General features: G+C 73.0%; 15 protein-coding genes. 8 read left to right on the top strand and 7 right to left on the bottom strand.

Translation table 11 applies throughout. The features are described 5' to 3' along the window. Window positions 1-305 precede the first annotated feature (305 nt). Together HHX31_RS17500 and HHX31_RS17505 are read left to right on the top strand one after the other, a co-directional pair. Window positions 306-1,322 carry a 2-hydroxyacid dehydrogenase gene (locus HHX31_RS17500; protein ID WP_169949370.1) on the top strand — a complete coding sequence of 339 codons (1,017 nt, stop codon included), beginning with the start codon at window positions 306-308 and terminating at the stop codon, window positions 1,320-1,322. Window positions 1,323-1,426: 104 nt separating this feature from the next. Continuing rightward, a complete protein-coding gene (locus tag HHX31_RS17505) occupies window positions 1,427-3,082 on the top strand; it encodes a 5-guanidino-2-oxopentanoate decarboxylase (protein ID WP_311931908.1) in 1,656 nt (551 codons plus the stop codon). 18 nt (window positions 3,083-3,100) lie between these two features. Here the strand turns inward: HHX31_RS17505 and HHX31_RS17510 are convergent, their stop codons facing one another. From HHX31_RS17510 to HHX31_RS17525, 4 genes are all read right to left on the bottom strand, one after another. Beyond that, the gene (locus HHX31_RS17510) at window positions 3,101-4,426 is read right to left on the bottom strand and encodes a HAMP domain-containing sensor histidine kinase (protein WP_311931910.1); all 1,326 of its coding nucleotides are present in this window, start codon (window positions 4,424-4,426) and stop codon (window positions 3,101-3,103) included. A 211-nt stretch (window positions 4,427-4,637) separates the two neighbouring features. Further along, window positions 4,638-5,525: a GNAT family N-acetyltransferase gene (locus tag HHX31_RS17515; RefSeq protein WP_169949371.1), complete on the bottom strand. Its 888-nt coding sequence runs from the start codon at window positions 5,523-5,525 to the stop codon at window positions 4,638-4,640. Then, window positions 5,522-6,712: a M20/M25/M40 family metallo-hydrolase gene (locus HHX31_RS17520; protein WP_311931911.1), complete on the bottom strand. Its 1,191-nt coding sequence runs from the start codon at window positions 6,710-6,712 to the stop codon at window positions 5,522-5,524. Before HHX31_RS17520 ends, HHX31_RS17515 begins: the two co-directional genes overlap by 4 nt. Further along, the gene (locus HHX31_RS17525; protein ID WP_311931913.1) at window positions 6,709-7,773 is read right to left on the bottom strand and encodes a membrane dipeptidase; all 1,065 of its coding nucleotides are present in this window, start codon (window positions 7,771-7,773) and stop codon (window positions 6,709-6,711) included. The genes HHX31_RS17520 and HHX31_RS17525 overlap by 4 nt, the downstream gene beginning before the upstream one ends. An 86-nt stretch (window positions 7,774-7,859) precedes the next feature. On the opposite strand from HHX31_RS17525, the gene HHX31_RS17530 reads away from it, so the two are divergent. The 4 genes from HHX31_RS17530 (at window position 7,860) to HHX31_RS17545 (ending at window position 11,241) form a co-directional block, all read left to right on the top strand. Next, window positions 7,860-8,711 (top strand): Nif3-like dinuclear metal center hexameric protein, encoded by an 852-nt coding sequence (locus tag HHX31_RS17530; RefSeq protein ID WP_169949372.1) that lies wholly within the window; start codon window positions 7,860-7,862, stop codon window positions 8,709-8,711. Between the two features lie 10 nt (window positions 8,712-8,721). Beyond that, window positions 8,722-9,462: a zinc ribbon domain-containing protein gene (locus tag HHX31_RS17535; protein ID WP_169949373.1), complete on the top strand. Its 741-nt coding sequence runs from the start codon at window positions 8,722-8,724 to the stop codon at window positions 9,460-9,462. A gap of 8 nt (window positions 9,463-9,470) precedes the next feature. Then, window positions 9,471-10,772 carry a bifunctional RNase H/acid phosphatase gene (locus tag HHX31_RS17540; RefSeq protein WP_169949592.1) on the top strand — a complete coding sequence of 434 codons (1,302 nt, stop codon included), beginning with the start codon at window positions 9,471-9,473 and terminating at the stop codon, window positions 10,770-10,772. A gap of 109 nt (window positions 10,773-10,881) precedes the next feature. Continuing rightward, the gene (locus HHX31_RS17545) at window positions 10,882-11,241 is read left to right on the top strand and encodes a hypothetical protein (RefSeq protein WP_311932024.1); all 360 of its coding nucleotides are present in this window, start codon (window positions 10,882-10,884) and stop codon (window positions 11,239-11,241) included. A gap of 42 nt (window positions 11,242-11,283) precedes the next feature. Here HHX31_RS17545 and HHX31_RS17550 read toward each other — a convergent pair whose 3' ends face one another. Next, window positions 11,284-11,979 (bottom strand): alpha/beta fold hydrolase, encoded by a 696-nt coding sequence (locus HHX31_RS17550; protein ID WP_169949374.1) that lies wholly within the window; start codon window positions 11,977-11,979, stop codon window positions 11,284-11,286. A gap of 76 nt (window positions 11,980-12,055) precedes the next feature. On the opposite strand from HHX31_RS17550, the gene HHX31_RS17555 reads away from it, so the two are divergent. Continuing rightward, window positions 12,056-12,712 carry a TetR/AcrR family transcriptional regulator gene (locus tag HHX31_RS17555; protein ID WP_169949375.1) on the top strand — a complete coding sequence of 219 codons (657 nt, stop codon included), beginning with the start codon at window positions 12,056-12,058 and terminating at the stop codon, window positions 12,710-12,712. Window positions 12,713-12,864: 152 nt separating this feature from the next. After that, the gene (locus HHX31_RS17560; protein WP_169949376.1) at window positions 12,865-14,067 is read left to right on the top strand and encodes an erythromycin esterase family protein; all 1,203 of its coding nucleotides are present in this window, start codon (window positions 12,865-12,867) and stop codon (window positions 14,065-14,067) included. Here HHX31_RS17560 and HHX31_RS17565 read toward each other — a convergent pair. Then, window positions 14,054-15,637, bottom strand: a complete 1,584-nt coding sequence (locus tag HHX31_RS17565; protein WP_169949377.1) for a cell wall metabolism sensor histidine kinase WalK — start codon at window positions 15,635-15,637, stop codon at window positions 14,054-14,056. The genes HHX31_RS17560 and HHX31_RS17565 overlap by 14 nt on opposite strands. Continuing rightward, complete coding sequence (locus HHX31_RS17570; RefSeq protein ID WP_169949378.1) at window positions 15,634-16,344, bottom strand: response regulator transcription factor; 711 nt, start codon at window positions 16,342-16,344, stop codon at window positions 15,634-15,636. The genes HHX31_RS17565 and HHX31_RS17570 overlap by 4 nt, the downstream gene beginning before the upstream one ends. Between the last annotated feature and the right edge of the window lie 25 nt (window positions 16,345-16,369).

A 16,369-nucleotide genomic window follows, 5' to 3' on the forward strand; every position in this document is an offset into this window, starting at 1 on the left:
TCTCCGCGCCCCCGTGGGGCGGAAATTGACGTACGTGTGGCCGGGCGGGACCGAGGCCGGGGTCCCCCAGACCCTCCCTAGGGGTTTCCTTTTCCGACTCAGGTGGAGACGGAACCACCACAACCCTTATACCATTGGATTCCTGCTCCGTCGCCTGCGCCATCCGTGGTATTTCGTACGCCGCCTGGTTGTTGTGATTGGAGAGGTGCTCCAGAGAAAAACAGACATATATGTCCCAAGTCTGAGAGATATTTGAAATGTCCCAAACCGTGGCTCAAAGGGATATAACGGACCATTCTCCCGCTATGCCGCTTCCTCCGGCCGGAGCGGACTGCGAAGGCGGGACGGTCCTGGTCACGGGGACGGGCATCGACATGGCGCTGCTGGAGCCCCTCGACCGGCAGGGACTCAAGGTACGGCCGCTCGCGTCGCCGCTGACAGAGGACCAGCTGGCGCGCGAGCTGGTGGGAGCGGTCGCCTACCTGCACGGCGGCGAGGAGCGGGCGACGGCGCGGGCGCTGCGCGCGGCGCGCGAGACGCTGAGGGTGGTGGCCTTCCTCGGAGTGGGCTACGAGAACTTCGTGGACGTCGCGGCGGCCGACCGGCTGGACATCGCCGTCACGAACACGCCGGGGGCGGCGACCGACGCGGTCGCGACGTTCACGGTCGCGCAGATCATCAACGCCAACCTGGGCATTCCCCGCCGCCTGGGCGACCCGGTCCCCGGCTGGCACGGCGCGGAGGAACTCCCGCACGAGCTCGCCGCACGCAGCGTCGGCATCATCGGGATGGGCGCGAACGGCCGGCGGATCGCGGAGATCCTCCGCGGCGGCTTCGGCGTCCGCGTGTCCTACTTCAGCCGCACCCGCAGGCCCGAGATCGAGCGGGAACTCGGCATCTCCTACCTCCCCCTGCTCGACCTGGCCGCGGCCAGCGACATCCTCGTGGTCATGGTCCCGGAGACCGGCGAGACCAGGTCGATGGTCGACTCGACCGTGATCGGCCGGATGCCGGAGGGCGCGATCCTCGTCAACACCGCACGCCCGAACATCGTCTGCCCCGGCGCCCTGTACGCCGGTCTGGAGAAGGGCCGCGTCTCCATGGCGGTCTTCGACGGCTTCTACGACCCCGAATCCGAGGAGGCCGGCGAATTGCGGCGGGATTTCGCCGGTCGGCTATTGATCACCGGCCACATCGCGTCCCATACCGCCGAGGCGATGCGCCGGATGGTGCGCCAGGCCGTGAAGTCCATCGGAAATGTGCTGACGTACGGATCGGACGAACACGAGGTGGGATCGCGTTCCGCGTCGCCTTTCCGATGACCGGGGGAAAAATCCGGCACGCGGAACGGTAGGGCGGCGCGCGAATAGGGGAAACCATTTGGGAAACCCAAGGAAAACCCCTCCGCTCACCCGGGAAGTGATACGTGGACGGCCATGACCCGACCCCCTCGGCGGGGACGATCACGACGCCCACGGGGGCGCGCGCCCTCGTCGAGGCGCTGCGACTGCACGGCGTGGACACGATCTTCGGCATCCCCGGCACCCACAACCTCGCGATCTACGAGGAGCTTGACCGGGCGGACGTGCGGTGTGTGACGCCACGGCACGAGCAGGGCGCGGGATACGCCGCCGACGGGTACGCAAGGGTGACCGGCAGGCCGGGAGTCGTCGTCACCACCACGGGTCCTGGCGTGGTCAACGCCGCCACGGCCCTCGGCCAGGCGTACTCCGACTCCTCTCCGATCCTGCTCGTCTCTCCCGGCGTCCCTACCGGCCATCCCCGCGACGGCCGCGGCTACCTGCACGAGAGCAGGGACCAGTCGCGGGCGATCGACGCGCTGTGCGCCTGGAGCCACCGCGTGGCGACCGTGCGGGAGATCCCCGCCGCCGTCGCCCGCGCCTTCGGCCGGTTCGCCGAGGGACGCCCCCGACCGGTCCACATCGAGATCCCCTTCGACCTGCTCGACCAGCGGGGAGAGGTGAAGATCGTCCCGCCGTACCGGATCACGCCTCGCGAGCCCGATCCGCGGGCCCTCGACGCGGCGGCCGCACTGCTGCGTACGGCGCGCCGCCCGGGTCTCGTGCTCGGCGGCGGGGCGCAGTCCCCCGGCAGGGGGCGCCCGGGCGGCGAGGCGCCGCCGGTGGGGAGCCTGGCGATGCTGCTGGCGGAGCGGCTCGGCGCGCGGGTCGTGACCACGGTCAACGGCAAGGGCGCCGTCCCGGAGAGCCATCCGCTGGTGCTCGGCACCACGCTGCACCTCGAGGCCGTCCGCCGCTGGCTCGCCGCGTGCGACGTCGTGCTCGCCGTCGGCACCGAGCTGGGCCCCGCCGACCTGTGGGACGACGCCTTCGCCCTGTCCGGCCGCCTCGTGCGGATCGACATCGACCCCGGGCAGATGCACGGCGACCACGTGGCCGACGTGGCGATCGTCGCGGACGCCGAGCTGGCCATGCGCGGGCTCGCGGAACGGCTCGATCCGCACGGCGGGGTGCCCAGGCCGCGCCGGGAGACGGATCCGGGCGCGGGGCACAGGGCGGAGCTCGAAGAGCTCACCCGCAGGTGGGGCGGTCAGCTCGCGGCGCTGCGCAGGGCGCTGCCGCCGGAGACCGTCGTAGTGGGCGACAACTCGATGTTCGTCTACCACGGGGCGCTGGTCGGCATGCCGATGGACCCCCCTGGGCGGTTCCTGTTCCCCACCGGGTTCGGCACGCTGGGCTTCGCCCTGCCCGCCGCCATCGGCGCCAAGCTCGGGCGGCCCGATCTTCCCGTGGTGGCGCTGGCCGGCGACGGCGCCTTCCAGTTCAGCCTGCAGGAGCTGGCGACGGCCGTGGAGCTGGAGCTGAGCCTGCCCGTCGTCGTGTCCGCCAACGGCGGCTTCGGGGAGATCCGCGAGGAGATGCGGGAGCGTGGGATGCGGCCGGTCGCCGTGGACCTGCACGCGCCCGACTTCCCCGCCCTCGCCGCCGCGTACGGCGCGGAGGGCCGGGCGGTCAAGACGCCGGGGGAGCTGGAGGAGGCCGTCGCCGAGGCCCTGCGCGTTCCGGTGCCCACCGTGATCGTCGTGCCCGAGGAGGAGTAGGGCGGAGTAGGGCGGCGGTCACCGAGGGGGCGCGAGCGGGAGCCGCAGCACGAAACGGGCGCCCCGGTCGCTGTCCTCGATCGTGAGCGTCCCCCCGTGCGCCTGGGCGATCTGGCGGGCGATGGACAGGCCGAGCCCGGTGCCGCCCGCGTCCTTCGACCGGGCGGCGTCGAGCCGGGTGAAGCGCTGGAAGACCAGCTCCCGCTTGTCCGGCAGGATGCCCGCGCCGTCGTCGAGCACCTCCAGCACGCCCTTGCCCTCCTCGCGGCGCACCGTCACCGTGATCTTGGAGACCGCGTGCCTTTCGCCGTTGTCGAGGAGGTTGTTCAGCAGGCGCACCAGGGCCATGCGGTCGCCGACGACGACCACGCCGGGCGTCAGGTGCCGCTCCAGCTCCACGCTGCGCGGCCTGCGGTCGAGCTCGCGGGCGACGAGGCCGCCGAGGTCGGCGGGCTCGCGCCGGGGCGTGGCGCCCGAGTCGAGCCGGGCGAGCTGGAGCAGGTCGGCCACGAGCGCCTGCAGGCGGTCACAGCTGCCCAGCAGGGCCCGCGCGGTGGCGGGCCAGTCGGCGTCCTCGCTGTGCAGCAGCGCCTCCTCGATCTCCGTGCGCATCGCGGTCAGCGGGCTGCGCAGGTCGTGGGAGGCGTCGGAGGCGAAGCGCCGCTGCCGTTCTATGGCCGTCTCCGCCCGGTCCAGGGTCTGGTTGGCGGTCTCGGCGAGCCGCCGTATCTCGTCGTGTTGCTTCGGCACCGGCACGCGCTGGCTGAGGTCGGTGGCGGTGATCCTGGCCAGCTTGCTCGTGATCGCCTCGACCGGGCCCAGCGCCCTGCGCACGGTCTGGTACGTGCCGAACGCGGTCAGCCCGACCAGCAGGAGCGAGCCGCCGAGGAGCGCCGCGAGCAGCGGGCCGCTGACATGCCAGGGCACGACGTCGTCGGCCGCGTAGATCGTCCACAGGTCGTCGTCCTCACGGAAGCGCAGGGCGACGACGTTCACGCACCTGCCGGGGAACGCCGGGGAGTGGCAGAGCTCCTTGCTCGTCTCCGGGCTCGTGAGCTCCGGCCGGAACGCGGCCATGCGCGGGCGCCCCACGAGGCTGTCGCTGGCCGAGACGATCCGGCCTCCGCTGTCGATCACCTGCACCCCGGCCAGGTCCTGGTCGAGGAGCACCGGAGGCAGCCGGTCGCGTTTGGACTGGTAGGCGAGGCGCACCGCGGTGGTGGTGAGCTCGTCGGTCTTGTACCGCTCGGCGGTGCCGCGCAGGACGATGAGGACGAGCAGCACGGCGACGGCGCACAGCAGCGCCATCACCGCGCTTCCCAGCACCGTCAAGCGGATCCGCACCGAGGATCCCCGCCACCCGCTCATCTGATTCCCCCCGGTAATCAGATGGCCAACAAGGACTCGTGGCCTTCGGCCGGGATTCCCCACCCGGCTCACCTGGCACGTTACCTCTGCCGATGATCGCCGCCGTCGCCGGGGATGTCGCTGCCCGGTCCTTCCATGTTCCGCCCCTCGTGCGCGGCGCCCGCGCCCGGCTCACCCCGTGCCCGGCTCACCCCGCGGCGGGGGAGCGCCGTCCGACGACGTAGCAGCCGTCGGCGAAGCCCGTGACAGGGCAGCCTCGCGCCATGAGCCCGCCCAGCACCTCGCGTACGGCGTGCCGCCACTCCCTGGCCGTCTCGGGGGCGGCCCGGCGCAGGGACTCCACGTCCGCGGGCACGGCGACGAGCACCGCAGGGGCGTCGGCGTACGCGTCCAGGGCCGGGTCCAAGGCCGCGTCCAGGGCCACCGGCCGCCCGTCCCGCTCGGCGAGCGCGGCCACCGCGCCGTCCGCCCCGGCGGGCCGGTACGGCAGGCCGTCGCAGGCCCGCGCCACCCGCGGGTCGTCCGTACGCCACACCGCGAGCACGCGGTCGGACTCGTCGCCCGCGTTGACCGCGTCGCCCATCGGCCCGTAGAAGTCGGGGAGGTACTCCTCAGGCAGCGCGGCGAGCTTGGCCAGGTTGAAGTGGGCGTTGCGGCGCATCAGGGGGTCGAAGGTCCAGGTGATCCGGGTCAGCCCGCGCTCCAGCGCCCAGGCCCGCTGGTGGAGCTTGAGCGCGAATCCCGCGCCGGGCCGCACGGCCCCCGTCACGTGCGAGTGCAGCGCCAGCCCCGCCGGTGCGGCGAGGAAGGCCACCCCGGCGCCGACGAGTTCCGCGCCGTCGAACGCCCCAGCGACGTACCCGCCCGCGTGGGTCAGCGCCCGCATCAGTTCCGCGGTGACGGGCGGGTTCCACGGCTCCGGGCGCCAGATGCCGTCGAACAGCCGGACCACGCGCCCGAAGTCCGCGATCGTGCGCAGCTCCGCGATCCGCAGGCCACGCTGTGCGGCGGCCGCGGCCGCCTGATCCCAGGCGACGGCGGGGCCTGACGGGGTCACCCGGCCGTCCGCGTTCACACGCTCTCCCCGGCGGCCCGCTCCGCGTCCTCCGCCGTACGGTCCGCGTCCTCCGCCGTGCGATCCGCCGCGCTGATCGGGCCGCCGGACAGCACGTACGCCGCCAGCGCCGCGACCAGGCGGGCCCTGACCGGCATCTCGGCGACCACGACGTGCTCCCCGGCGGCGTGCGCGCCGCCGCCCACCGCGCCGAGGCCGTCGAGCGTCGGGCAGCCGACGCCGGCGGTGAAGTTGCCGTCGGAGCCGCCGCCGACGGCCGCCCCGCGCAACGGCGCCATGCCCAGCTCGCGCGCGAGCCGCGCCGCGACGTCGAAGAGCCCGGCGGAGGCGGCGGGATCGAGGGGCGGGCGGTTCGGCCCGCCGTGCAGCTCCAGCCGGACGCCAGGAGTGCGTGGCGTCAGCGCCCGCATCAGCTCGTCCACCCGCCGCTGCGCCACCCGGTCGGGCACGCGTACGTCGACGGCCACCCGGCCCAGGGCCGGGACCGTGTTGGTGCTCGTCCCGGCGCTCAGCATGGTGGGCGTCACGGACGTCGCCCCCGCTTTGGACGACGACTCGACCCGGGCCGCGATGCCCGCGACGGCGAGCACCTGGTGGGCCAGCTCGACGCCGGCGTTGGCCCCCAGCTCGGGTTCGAGGCCGGCGTGCGCGGCGCGGCCGTGCACGATCAGCTCGTACCGCGAGATGCCCTTGCGGGCCGTCTTCAGCGCGCCGCCGTCCGCGCTCGCCTCCAGCACGAAGGTCGCGGCGCATTCCGAGGCGACCGACTCGATCAGCGGGCGGGAGGTCGGCGAGCCGAGCTCCTCGTCCCCGACGACGAGCACGGTCAGGCCGTCCGGGGACGGCAGCGAGGCGACCGCGTGGAAGAGCTGCACGAGACCGGCCTTCATGTCGAACACGCCGGGTCCCCGCGCCACCCCTTCCCGCACCGACCAGGGGTGCTCGCGCAGCGTGCCGACGGGCCAGACGGTGTCGTGATGGCCCAGCAGCAGGACCCGCGGCGGGCCGAACGACCAGCGCAGGTGGGTCACCCCGTCGATCACCAGGGTCTCCGGCTCGGCCCCGAGCAGCCTGCGGCCCATCGCCCCCACGACCCGGGCGCTGCGCGCCACCGCCTCGTGGTCGCTGGAGTACGACTCGCAGAGCACCAGCTCCTCGAGGTCGGCCAGCATGGCCTCCGGGTTCACCGCCGCGGCCGTTCCCGTGCCGTACGGCCCAGCTCCGCGCGGAACAGGCGCATGACGTTGGCCCCCAGGATCTTCTGGATCTCCTCGTCGGACAGGCCCCGCTTGAGCAGGGCGTCGGTCACCAGCGGGAGACCACGCGGGCCCTCCAGCCCGGGGATGGCGGCGTTGGAGTCGATCCCCGAGTAGCTGAAGCCCTCGCAGCACGGCGGGGTGAGGTCCTCGTTCACCTCGCGCATGAAGTCGGGGCCGAGCCCCACGTGGTCGATGCCGGCGACGGAGGCGACGTGCTCGATGTGGTCCACCAGGTGGTCGATCGTGGCCGAGCGCGCGTCCTCGGTGAGGAAGGCGGCGAGGAAGTTCACGCAGACGACGCCGCCGCCCGCGGCGACGCCCCTGAGCTGCTCGTCGGTGAGGTTCCTGTGGTGGTCGCGCAGGGCGCGGGCGGAGGAGTGCGTCGCGATGACGGGCCGGGCCGCGATCTCCAGCACGTGCTCGACCCCCGTGGCGCCCAGGTGCGAGATGTCGAAGATCATGCCGAGCCGTTCCATCTCGCGCAGCGCCTCGACTCCGTGGCTGGTGAGCCTGGAACCGGTGCCGTCCTGGCCGCTGCCGTCCGCGAGAGCCGTACGGCCCCAGTGGGCGATCGAGGCGACGCGGACCCCGAGTCGGTGCAGGGTCGGGATCAGCTCGACGCTCTCGTCGATCCCCGGCATGCTCTCCAGAGCCAGCACCAGGGCGATCCTGCCGAGGGCGAGGGCCTCGTCGACCTGCTGCCCGTCGTGGCACAGGGCCACCGCGTCGGAGTTGCCCTCGGCGATCACGTGGGCGCACTCGATCATCCGCAGCGTCTGGCGCAACGCGCCCTCCGGGCGGAACTGGCTCTCCACGAACACGGGCAGCACCTGCACGTCGACCCCGCCGTCGACGAGCTGGGGGAGCCACCGCTCGCGGAAGAACGAGGCCCACAGCGCGGGCGGCCGGGCGGAGACGGCCATGAGCAGGTCGTTGTGGGTGTCGGCGACCACGGACCTGACGTGCGGGCTCTGCTGGTCAATGGGCACGCTGGGGATCCTTTCCTGGCGGCGGGGCGTCAAGGGGGACGTTACTCTTCCCGGATCGCCGCGCCGCCAGGCTGTAGTGTGCGCGGGTGGAATCGATCTCCTGCACCCTCGCCGACGTGGTCGAACGCCTGGAGGCGTTGTACGACCCCTCGTGGGCCGAGCCGTGGGACGCGGTGGGCCTCGTCTGCGGCGACCCGGAGCAGGCCGTACGCAGGATCCTGTTCGCGGTCGACCCGGTCGCCGTGGTCGTGGACGAGGCCCTCGACTGGGGGGCCGACCTCGTCGTCACCCATCACCCCCTCTATCTGCGCGGCACCACGAGCGTCGCCGCCACCACCTTCAAGGGCCGGGTCGTGCACCGGCTCATCCGCGGCGGCGTCGCGCTCTACGCCGCGCACACCAACGCCGACGTCGCGGACCCCGGGGTCTCCGACGCGCTCGCGCGGGCCGTCGGCCTGACCGGTGACCTGCGGCCCCTCCAGCCCTCCGCCGCCGACCCGCGCCGCGGGCTCGGCCGCATCGGCGATCTGCCCGCCCCCATGCGGCTGCGGGAGTTCGCCGAACTGGCCGCCGCCGGACTGCCCCGTACGGCGGGCCCGCTCCGGGTCGCGGGCGATCTCGACCGGATGGTGCGTACGGTCGCCGTCTGCGGCGGCGCGGGCGACTCGCTGCTCGGCACGGCGCGGGCGGCGGGCGTGGACGTCTTCCTGACGGCCGACCTGCGGCACCACCCGGCCAGCGAGCACATGGAGGCGGACGGGCCCGCGCTCGTCGACGCGTCGCACTGGGCCACGGAATGGCCGTGGCTCGCGGACGCCGCCCGGGACGTGACGTCAGCGTTGGCGGCCGGGGGCATTACTGTTGAGGCGCGCGTCTCGGACGCAGTCACCGACGCCTGGACGGCGACGACCACCGACTTGGACCCCCGAGCATCTTGAGGGATTTGGGATGAAGGCCGCACCGGAAGCACAGAAGCGTCTGCTCGATCTCGCGAAGCTCGACACCAGTCTCGACCAGTTGCGGCACCGCCGCCGTACCCTGCCGGAGCTCGCCGGGATCGACGAGCTGTCCAAGAGGCTGGCCCAGGTCTCGACGCAGATCATCGGCGCCGAGACCGAGGCGAGCGACCTCGCCAGGGACCAGGCCAAGGCCGAGTCCGACGTCGACGCCGTACGCGTGCGGGTGGACAGGGACACCAAGCGCCTCGACTCCGGGCAGGTCTCCTCCCCGAAGGACCTGGCGAGCCTCCAGTCCGAGATCGTCTCCCTGCGGCGCAGGCAGTCGGACCTGGAGGAGATCGTGCTGGAGATCATGGAACGCCGGGAGGCGGCCGACGCCCGGGTCACCGCGCTCAAGTCGGAGCGGGACGAGGTGACGGGCACGCTGCGCGCCGCCGAGGACCGCCGTGACGCGGCCTTCGCGGAGATCGACAAGGAGCTCGGCGAGGTGGCCGGCGGCCGGTCCGCCATCACCGCCGACGTCCCCGCCGACGTGCTCGCGCTGTACGAGAAGATGCGCGAGCAGACCGGCGTCGGCGCCGCCATGCTGCACGGCGGCCGGTGCCTCGGCTGCCGCACGAGCCTGTCGATCGCCGACATCAACCGCATCAGGGCCGCCGCGCACGACGAGGTGGTCCGCTGCGAGGAGTGCCGCCGGATCCTGGTGCGTACGGCAGAGTCGGGTCTGTGACGGCGGCGATGGGCGCGACGGGGGGCTACGTCGTCGAGGCCGACGGCGGGTCGCGGGGCAACCCCGGCCCGGCCGGGTACGGCGCGGTGGTCAAGGACGACGCCGGCCGGGTGCTCGCCGAGGCCGCCGAGTCCATCGGCACCACGACCAACAACGTGGCCGAATACCGCGGGCTCATCGCCGGGCTCCGGGCGCTGCTCGCGCTCGGCGCCGAGGGCGCGCGGGTCGAGGTGCGGATGGATTCCAAGCTGGTCGTCGAGCAGATGGCCGGCCGCTGGAAGGTCAAGCACGAGGGCCTGCGGCCACTCGCCCTGGAGGCGGCGGGCCTGGCCCGGCGCTTCCGGGTCACCTGGACGTGGATTCCGCGCGAGCGCAACAGCCACGCCGACCGGCTCGCCAACGAGGCGATGGACGCCGCGGCCAGGGGGGAGACCTGGCAGGCGCGCGAGATAACCTCCGCGCCGCAGGCCGCCCCGGTCGTCGAGCCCGGCGCCGAGCCGCCCAACACCGACGCGCCCACGCTCTTCGACGCCGCCGCCACGGGCGTTCCGGCTCCCGCCGCAGCCGAGGCGAGGGCCGCCGATGGTCACGCGGCGGCGGGTACGGCGACCGCCGGTGGAGCCGGGGCCGTGGCGGCCGGAACCGCCGCCTCCCACGACCGGCGCGGGCACGGATGGATGCCCAGCGCGACGCGCGTCGCCACATCGCTGCTCCTGCTCCGGCACGGGCAGACGCCGCTGTCGGTGGAGAAGCGGTTCTCCGGGCTGGGCGACCCCTCGCTCACCCCCACCGGGCTCGCCCAGGCCGAGGCCGCCGCCCTGCGCCTGTCGCGTCAGCCGTACGAGGTCGAGGTGATCGTCACCTCCCCGCTCGCCCGCGCGCGGCAGACGGCGGAGGCGGTGTCCGCCAGGACCGGCATCGCCGTGCTGGTCGAAGACGATCTCCGCGAGACCGACTTCGGCGCGTGGGAGGGGTACACGTTCGCCGAGATCCAGCAGCGCTGGCCCCGGGAACTGGCGGCCTGGCTGGCCGACCCGGATGTCGCGCCGCCCGGCGGGGAGAGCTTCGCGGTGACCGCGCGGCGGGTCGAGCAGGCCAGGGACCGCATCGTGAAGACCCACGAGGGCCGCAGCGTCGTCGTGGTCTCCCACGTGACCCCCATCAAGATGCTCGTCCGCTTCGCGCTGGGCGCGCCGCCCGAGGCCCTCTACCGGATGCACCTCGACCTGGCCTGCCTGTCGGCGATCGACTACTACGCCGACGGGCCCGCCGTCGTACGGGCGCTCAACGACACCGCCCACCTCTCCTGACGCCGCTCACAAAGCGCCACTCTGACAGGGGCGCCGCTCTTAGAAGTCCTAACAAATGATCGAGGAATGCGCGTGATCAGCTTTAGGTTGATCAGCGCGTGAGGAAGCGATCGACGCCGCCGACCTTGCGGACTGGGCCGTACGCCTCTACGACGAGTATCTCCGCCGCCCCGACCTCATCCGGCTGGCCACTTGGGCGCGACTGGAGCGCCGGCCAACCGGCCACCTCGTGGAGGACCACGATCGCCTCGACGATCACAAGCTGCGTGCCATCGCCGAGGCCCAAGCCGCTGGGCGAGTGTGCCAGGGAGACCCGTTCGACGTGATGGCCATGGTCATCGCCATGTCCATGGCCTGGTCACCGGTCAGCAACGTCTATGCGGCGACCGCCCAGGAGCCCTCAGACGTACACGAACGGCGCCGCGCCCTGCTCCACGAATGTGTTCGGCGCGCGGTTGCGCCCAAGTGACGCCAGCGGACGGCCTCGCCCCTCGCCCGTCCGTGGCTGCCGTCACAGGCTCAGCAGCAGGTCCCGGACCGCGCCGGGCTGGGACAGGAACGGGTGGTGGCCGGCCTCGAGTTCGACGACGCTGCCGGCCCGGCGAGCGAACTCGCGCTGTAGCCGCGGCGGGGTTCCCCGGTCCTGGCCGCAGATGAGGTACGTCGAGGGCACCTGCTGCCATGCGGCCGCCCCGACCGGCTGCCCGGTCACCTGCACGCTTTGCCGGGCGAGGTGGTCCGCCGCCTGCGCCTGGACCACGGGGTCGCAGTCCTGAAGGAACGTGTCCACGAGCAACTCAGGGCGAACCCCGAAGGTGCCGGCGTCGGGGTCGACGTCGAGGAACGGGGCGGGGCCGCCGTCCCCGAACTCCGACAGGCTCTGTCCCACCTCGGGCAGGTAGCTGGAGACCAGCAGCAGGTGGCGTACCGACCCGATTCCCGCTGCGGCTTCCGCGGTGACGATGCCGCCGTAGCTGTGGGCGACCACGACGGTCGGTTCGTCGCTTTCCTGCAGCACCTGCCGCACTGCGGCAACATCCTCGGACAGCCCCGGACCGTCAGCGCCGCCGGGCAGGCCCGCCTCGCCGCAACTCGGCAGCGCCGGGGCCACGCTCGGCACCCCTCGCTCCTGCAGCAGCTTGGCGGTGCGGTGCCACCACCACGACCCGTCCCGCACGCACGCCCCATGCACGAACACGACCCTCATCGCTACCTCCGCGTCTGACTTGGCTGCCTTTCGACCGACGGTAGACGTAATAATCGTTACGTGAAAATGTGGGGTGGTGGGCAGACGACCGGAACCGCATATCAAGGAGAGGCTGCTCGACGCCTGCACTGATCACGCACTCGGGCATGGCCTCCCCGACCGGCTCGAGCCGCTGGCCACCGCCACCGGCACCTCAGCCCGGATGCTGATTTATCACTTCGGCACCCGCGACGCCCTGCTGCGGGCCGTCCTCGGGCGCGCGCGGCAACGTCAGCTCGACACATTCGGCGACCTCCTGCGGGTGCGACCCGACGAGCCGTACACGGCCACCCTGTATCGCGCCTGGACCTCCATTACCGGCCCGGACGGGCAGCCGTACCTGCAGATGTTCGGTCAGCTGCGCGAGAGCGCGGAGCAGAAGTTGTGGCCCAACTTCCGGCGCACCGCGACGACCGACTGGCTCGGGCCGCTCGAGGACGGCCTGCGCAGCATCGGGCGCCAGGATCTCGCGACGCTCGTTCTCGCCGTCATCCGTGGTCTCCTCATGGACCTCGATGCCACCGGCGACACCACCCGCACCGACCAGGCATTCCGCGACTTCCTCGGCGCAGTCGAGCACCTGTCCAGCGACGGAAGCGACCCGGGCGGCATCCGACTTGCCGATGTGAGCGAGCCAGCTTATGTCCCGTCACGCAACCTTGGTCGGGTAACTGGTCCTGCTTCTGATCGGTGAGCCGGCGGCGAAGCTCGTCTTGTTTCCCACAGGGCAAGCCGCGCCCGCACGCCGGCCTGGCTTCAACCCGCGAGTTGAGGGTTTCGATCCCATCAGGCCTGGCGAAGCCCGGAAAAGTTTTCACTTGAATGTTCAACGATACCGTTGAAGGTATGGCTACCGACATCAAGGACGCGGTCCACGCCGTCGATGCCGCCTCCGTCATGAGGCTGCTCCCGTCACGGCCGCGGGTGCTCGCCCTGGGCGAGCCCACCCATGGCGACAACGAACTGCTGGACCTGCGCAACGAGCTGTTCCGGCAGCTCGTCGAGCAGGAGGGCTACCGGACGATCGCGCTCGAGAGCGACTGCCTGATGGGCCTTGCCGTGGACGACCACGTCACCTCGGGCACGGGCGCCCTCGACGAGGTCATGGAGCGCGGCATCAGCCACGGGTGGGGCGCGTTCTCGGCCAACCGCGAGCTCGTGCGCTGGATGCGCGCGTACAACGAGGGCCGGCCCGAGTCCGACCGGCTGCGGTTCGCCGGTCTGGACGGCCCGCTGGAGATCAGCCACGCCGCGAGCCCTCGCCAGGCGCTCACCGCTCTCCACGGCTACCTCGCGGCCCGGGTGGGCGCGGACCTGCTCCCCTGCGACGCCGAGACGCTCGACCGCCTGCTCGGCGCCGACGGCCGCTGGGCCAACCCCGCGACGATGATGGACCCGTCCCAGTCCGTGGGACGGTCGGCCGAGGCCGGCGAGTTGCGGCTGCTCGCCGACGATCTCGTGGCGCTGCTCGACGCGGAGACGCCGCGCCTGCTCGCGACGTCCACGCGGGACGAATGGGACCGGGCACGCCTGTACGGACGCGCCGCCACAGGACTGCTGCGCTACCACCATTGGATGGCCGACACCTCACCGGGCCGCGTGCCGCGGCTCCTGGGCCTGCGGAGCTCGATGATCGCCGCCAACCTGCTCGCCCTCGCCGATCGGGGCCCGGTGCTGGCGTACGCCCACAACGGTCATTTCCAACGGGACAAGAGCACGATGCGGCTGGGCGACGCGCCGTTCGAGTGGTGGAGCTCCGGCGCGATCGCGGAGGCGCACCTGGGCGAGGAGTACGCCTTCCTCGCTATGGCCCTCGGCACGATCCGGCCTCAGGGGGTGGACACTCCGCCGGCGGACACGCTCGAAGGGCTCCTGTACGCGCTGCCGGAGGAGCGCTGCGTCGTCGACGTCCGCCGCCTGGCCGCCGCACTCGGCGGATCGCAGCCGGCCCTCCGCCGGCCCTCCTGGTTCGGCTACGCCCCGCTGGACCCGGCTCACCTGTCCCGCTACGACGGGATGGTGTTCGTCAGGGACGTCACGCGCGGTTAGGGCGCCCGGCCGTACGGGGGAGGGGATCCGGCGCGGCATGAGGCAGCACGACGCGGAAGGCCGCTCCGGCGCCGGGCCCTGTCCGCAGCTCCACCCGGCCTCCGTGCGCGGCGACGATCGACCGGACGACGGCCAGCCCGAGCCCGGCGCCTCCGGCGCCGGTACGGCCGCGTGAGCCGTCCACCCGGTAGAAGCGGTCGAACACCCGGGCGGCCTCCTCCACGGGCATCCCCGGCCCCTCGTCGGCGATCACGAGGACCCCGTCCCCGCCGGTCGTGCCGACGCCGATCCGCACCGGCGTGCCCGGCGGGGTGTGGGCGACGGCGTTGCCCACGAGATTGGAGACCACCTGGCGCAGCCGCGCCTCGTCGCCGTGAACCGGCGCCGCGCCCGGCGGCCCGCCGTCCGGCCCGGTCAGCGTGACCTCCCGGGTGGGGTCCAGCGCGTGCAGGTCGTTGTGGGCGTCGGCGGCGAGCGTCCGCAGGTCCATGGGCGCGAGGTCCATGGGCAGGACGTCCTCGCCCTCGTCCAGGCGGGCGAGCAGGAGCAGGTCCTCCACGAGCCGGGCCAGGCGGCCCGCCTCGCTCTCGATGCGGTCGAGGGCGAGGCCGGCGTCGGGCAGCCCGCCCATCCGGTGCAGTTCGGCGAAGCCCTTGATGCCGAAGAGCGGGGTGCGCAACTCGTGGCTGACGTCGGCGACGAAGCGGCGCATCCGGGCCTGCGCCCGCTCCCGTCCGGCGAAAGCCGCCTCCAACTGGCCGAGCATGACGTTCAGGGCGGCCGCCAGCCGGCCGACCTCGGTCCCTGGCGCGGCCAGCGCGGGTACGCGCCGCGAGAGGTCGCCCCCGGCGATGGCCGCGGCGGTCTCCTCGATCCGGCGCAGGGGCCGCAGCCCTCGCCGTACGGCGAACCACCCGATGACGGCGAGCAACGTCACGAGCGCCGCCGCGGTCGCCGCGCAGACCGTCGTCAGGCGGGCGACGGTGGACCTCACCCCGCCGAGCGACGCCGCCACGACGACGCTGCCATACGCGGCCGTGGGCGCCGTCGCGGAGGCGGGCCGCGGGACGGCGACGACCCGCCATGTGCCGCCCTCGGGGCCGGTCGCGTCGAACGGCCGCCCGCCCAGCCGCTCCACCTCGGCGGTGCCGAGCCGGGGGAGTGCGGGACCCCGATCGCGCGGTCCGTCGCGCAGCCACGGATTGGCCTCCTGCTCGACGGCGCCGTCCGCGCGCACGTAGGCGACGTACACCTCGTCGATCAGGTCCAGGCCGGGCGGGGTGCCCGATGGTCGCGCGCTCTGCGGCGCGGACGGCCCGGACGGCCCGGACGGCGCGAACGGCGCGAACGGTGCGGCGGCCAGCCGGGCGGGGATGCGCGACAGCACCGCCGCCATCGGCGTGATTTGCCGGTCCACGCGATCGACGAGGTGGGCGCGCAGCGCGGTGACCGCGACCGCGCCGCTGACGGCGAGGCCGGCCACGAGCAGGGCCATGGTGGTGAACAGAAGCCGTCCACGCAGCGACAGGCTCCCCCAGCGCGGCGACGGACGCCTCGTGCGCGCCGTCATGGGCGTGGCCCGCGCAGCACGTATCCGATGCCGTGCATGGTGTGGATCAGCTTGGGCCCGGCTTTGTCGATCTTGCGGCGCACATAGCTCACGTATGTGTCCACGATGCTGGAGTCGCCGGCGAAGTCGTACCGCCAGACGTGCTCCAGGATCTGCGCCTTCGACACCACCCTCCCCGTGTTGAGCACCAGGTAGTGGAGCAGGCGGAACTCCGTCGGCGACAGCCGCACGGGGATGCCCGCCCGGACCACCTGATGGCCGTCCGGATCGAGTTCGAGGTCGGCCACCCGCAGGGTGCGGTCCTCGGGGGCGGCCCCGGCCCGCCTGAGCACGGCCTCGATCCGGGCCAGCAGTTCCTCCAGGTCGAACGGCTTGGTCACGTAGTCGTCGCCGCCCAGCCGCAGTCCGTTGATCTTGTCCTGCGTGGTGTCGCGCGCGGTCAGGAACAGCACGGGCACCTGACCGGGACGGCTGCCGCAGAGCGGTCGGGGAAGCTTCCTGAGACGACGCATGACCTCGAAGCCATCCATGTCGGGCAGCATGACGTCGAGGAGCACGAGGTCGGGCGGCCTGCCCCGCGCGGTCTCCAGGGCCTGCGACCCGGTCGCGGCCGAGGTCACCTCGTATCCCGCGAAGCGGAGCGTGGCCGCCAGCAGTTCCCGCACCACGGGTTCGTCGTCGACCACCAGCAGGTGCCGCCCGTCCACCTCCGGCCTCCCTTCGCCGATCAGC

The sequence above is a fragment of the Microbispora sp. H11081 genome, assembly GCF_012999535.1.
Lineage (GTDB): Bacteria > Actinomycetota > Actinomycetes > Streptosporangiales > Streptosporangiaceae > Microbispora.

What these genes read in the sequence shown, in the direction of transcription:
- HHX31_RS17550 (WP_169949374.1), bottom strand. Translation starts at nt 11,979, where the DNA reads ATGAGGGTCGTGTTCGTGCATGGGGCGTGCGTGCGGGACGGGTCGTGG.
- HHX31_RS17540 (WP_169949592.1), top strand. Translation starts at nt 9,471, where the DNA reads ATGGGCGCGACGGGGGGCTACGTCGTCGAGGCCGACGGCGGGTCGCGG.
- HHX31_RS17565 (WP_169949377.1), bottom strand. Translation starts at nt 15,637, where the DNA reads ATGACGGCGCGCACGAGGCGTCCGTCGCCGCGCTGGGGGAGCCTGTCG.
- HHX31_RS17500 (WP_169949370.1), top strand. Translation starts at nt 306, where the DNA reads ATGCCGCTTCCTCCGGCCGGAGCGGACTGCGAAGGCGGGACGGTCCTG.
- HHX31_RS17535 (WP_169949373.1), top strand. Translation starts at nt 8,722, where the DNA reads ATGAAGGCCGCACCGGAAGCACAGAAGCGTCTGCTCGATCTCGCGAAG.
- HHX31_RS17560 (WP_169949376.1), top strand. Translation starts at nt 12,865, where the DNA reads ATGGCTACCGACATCAAGGACGCGGTCCACGCCGTCGATGCCGCCTCC.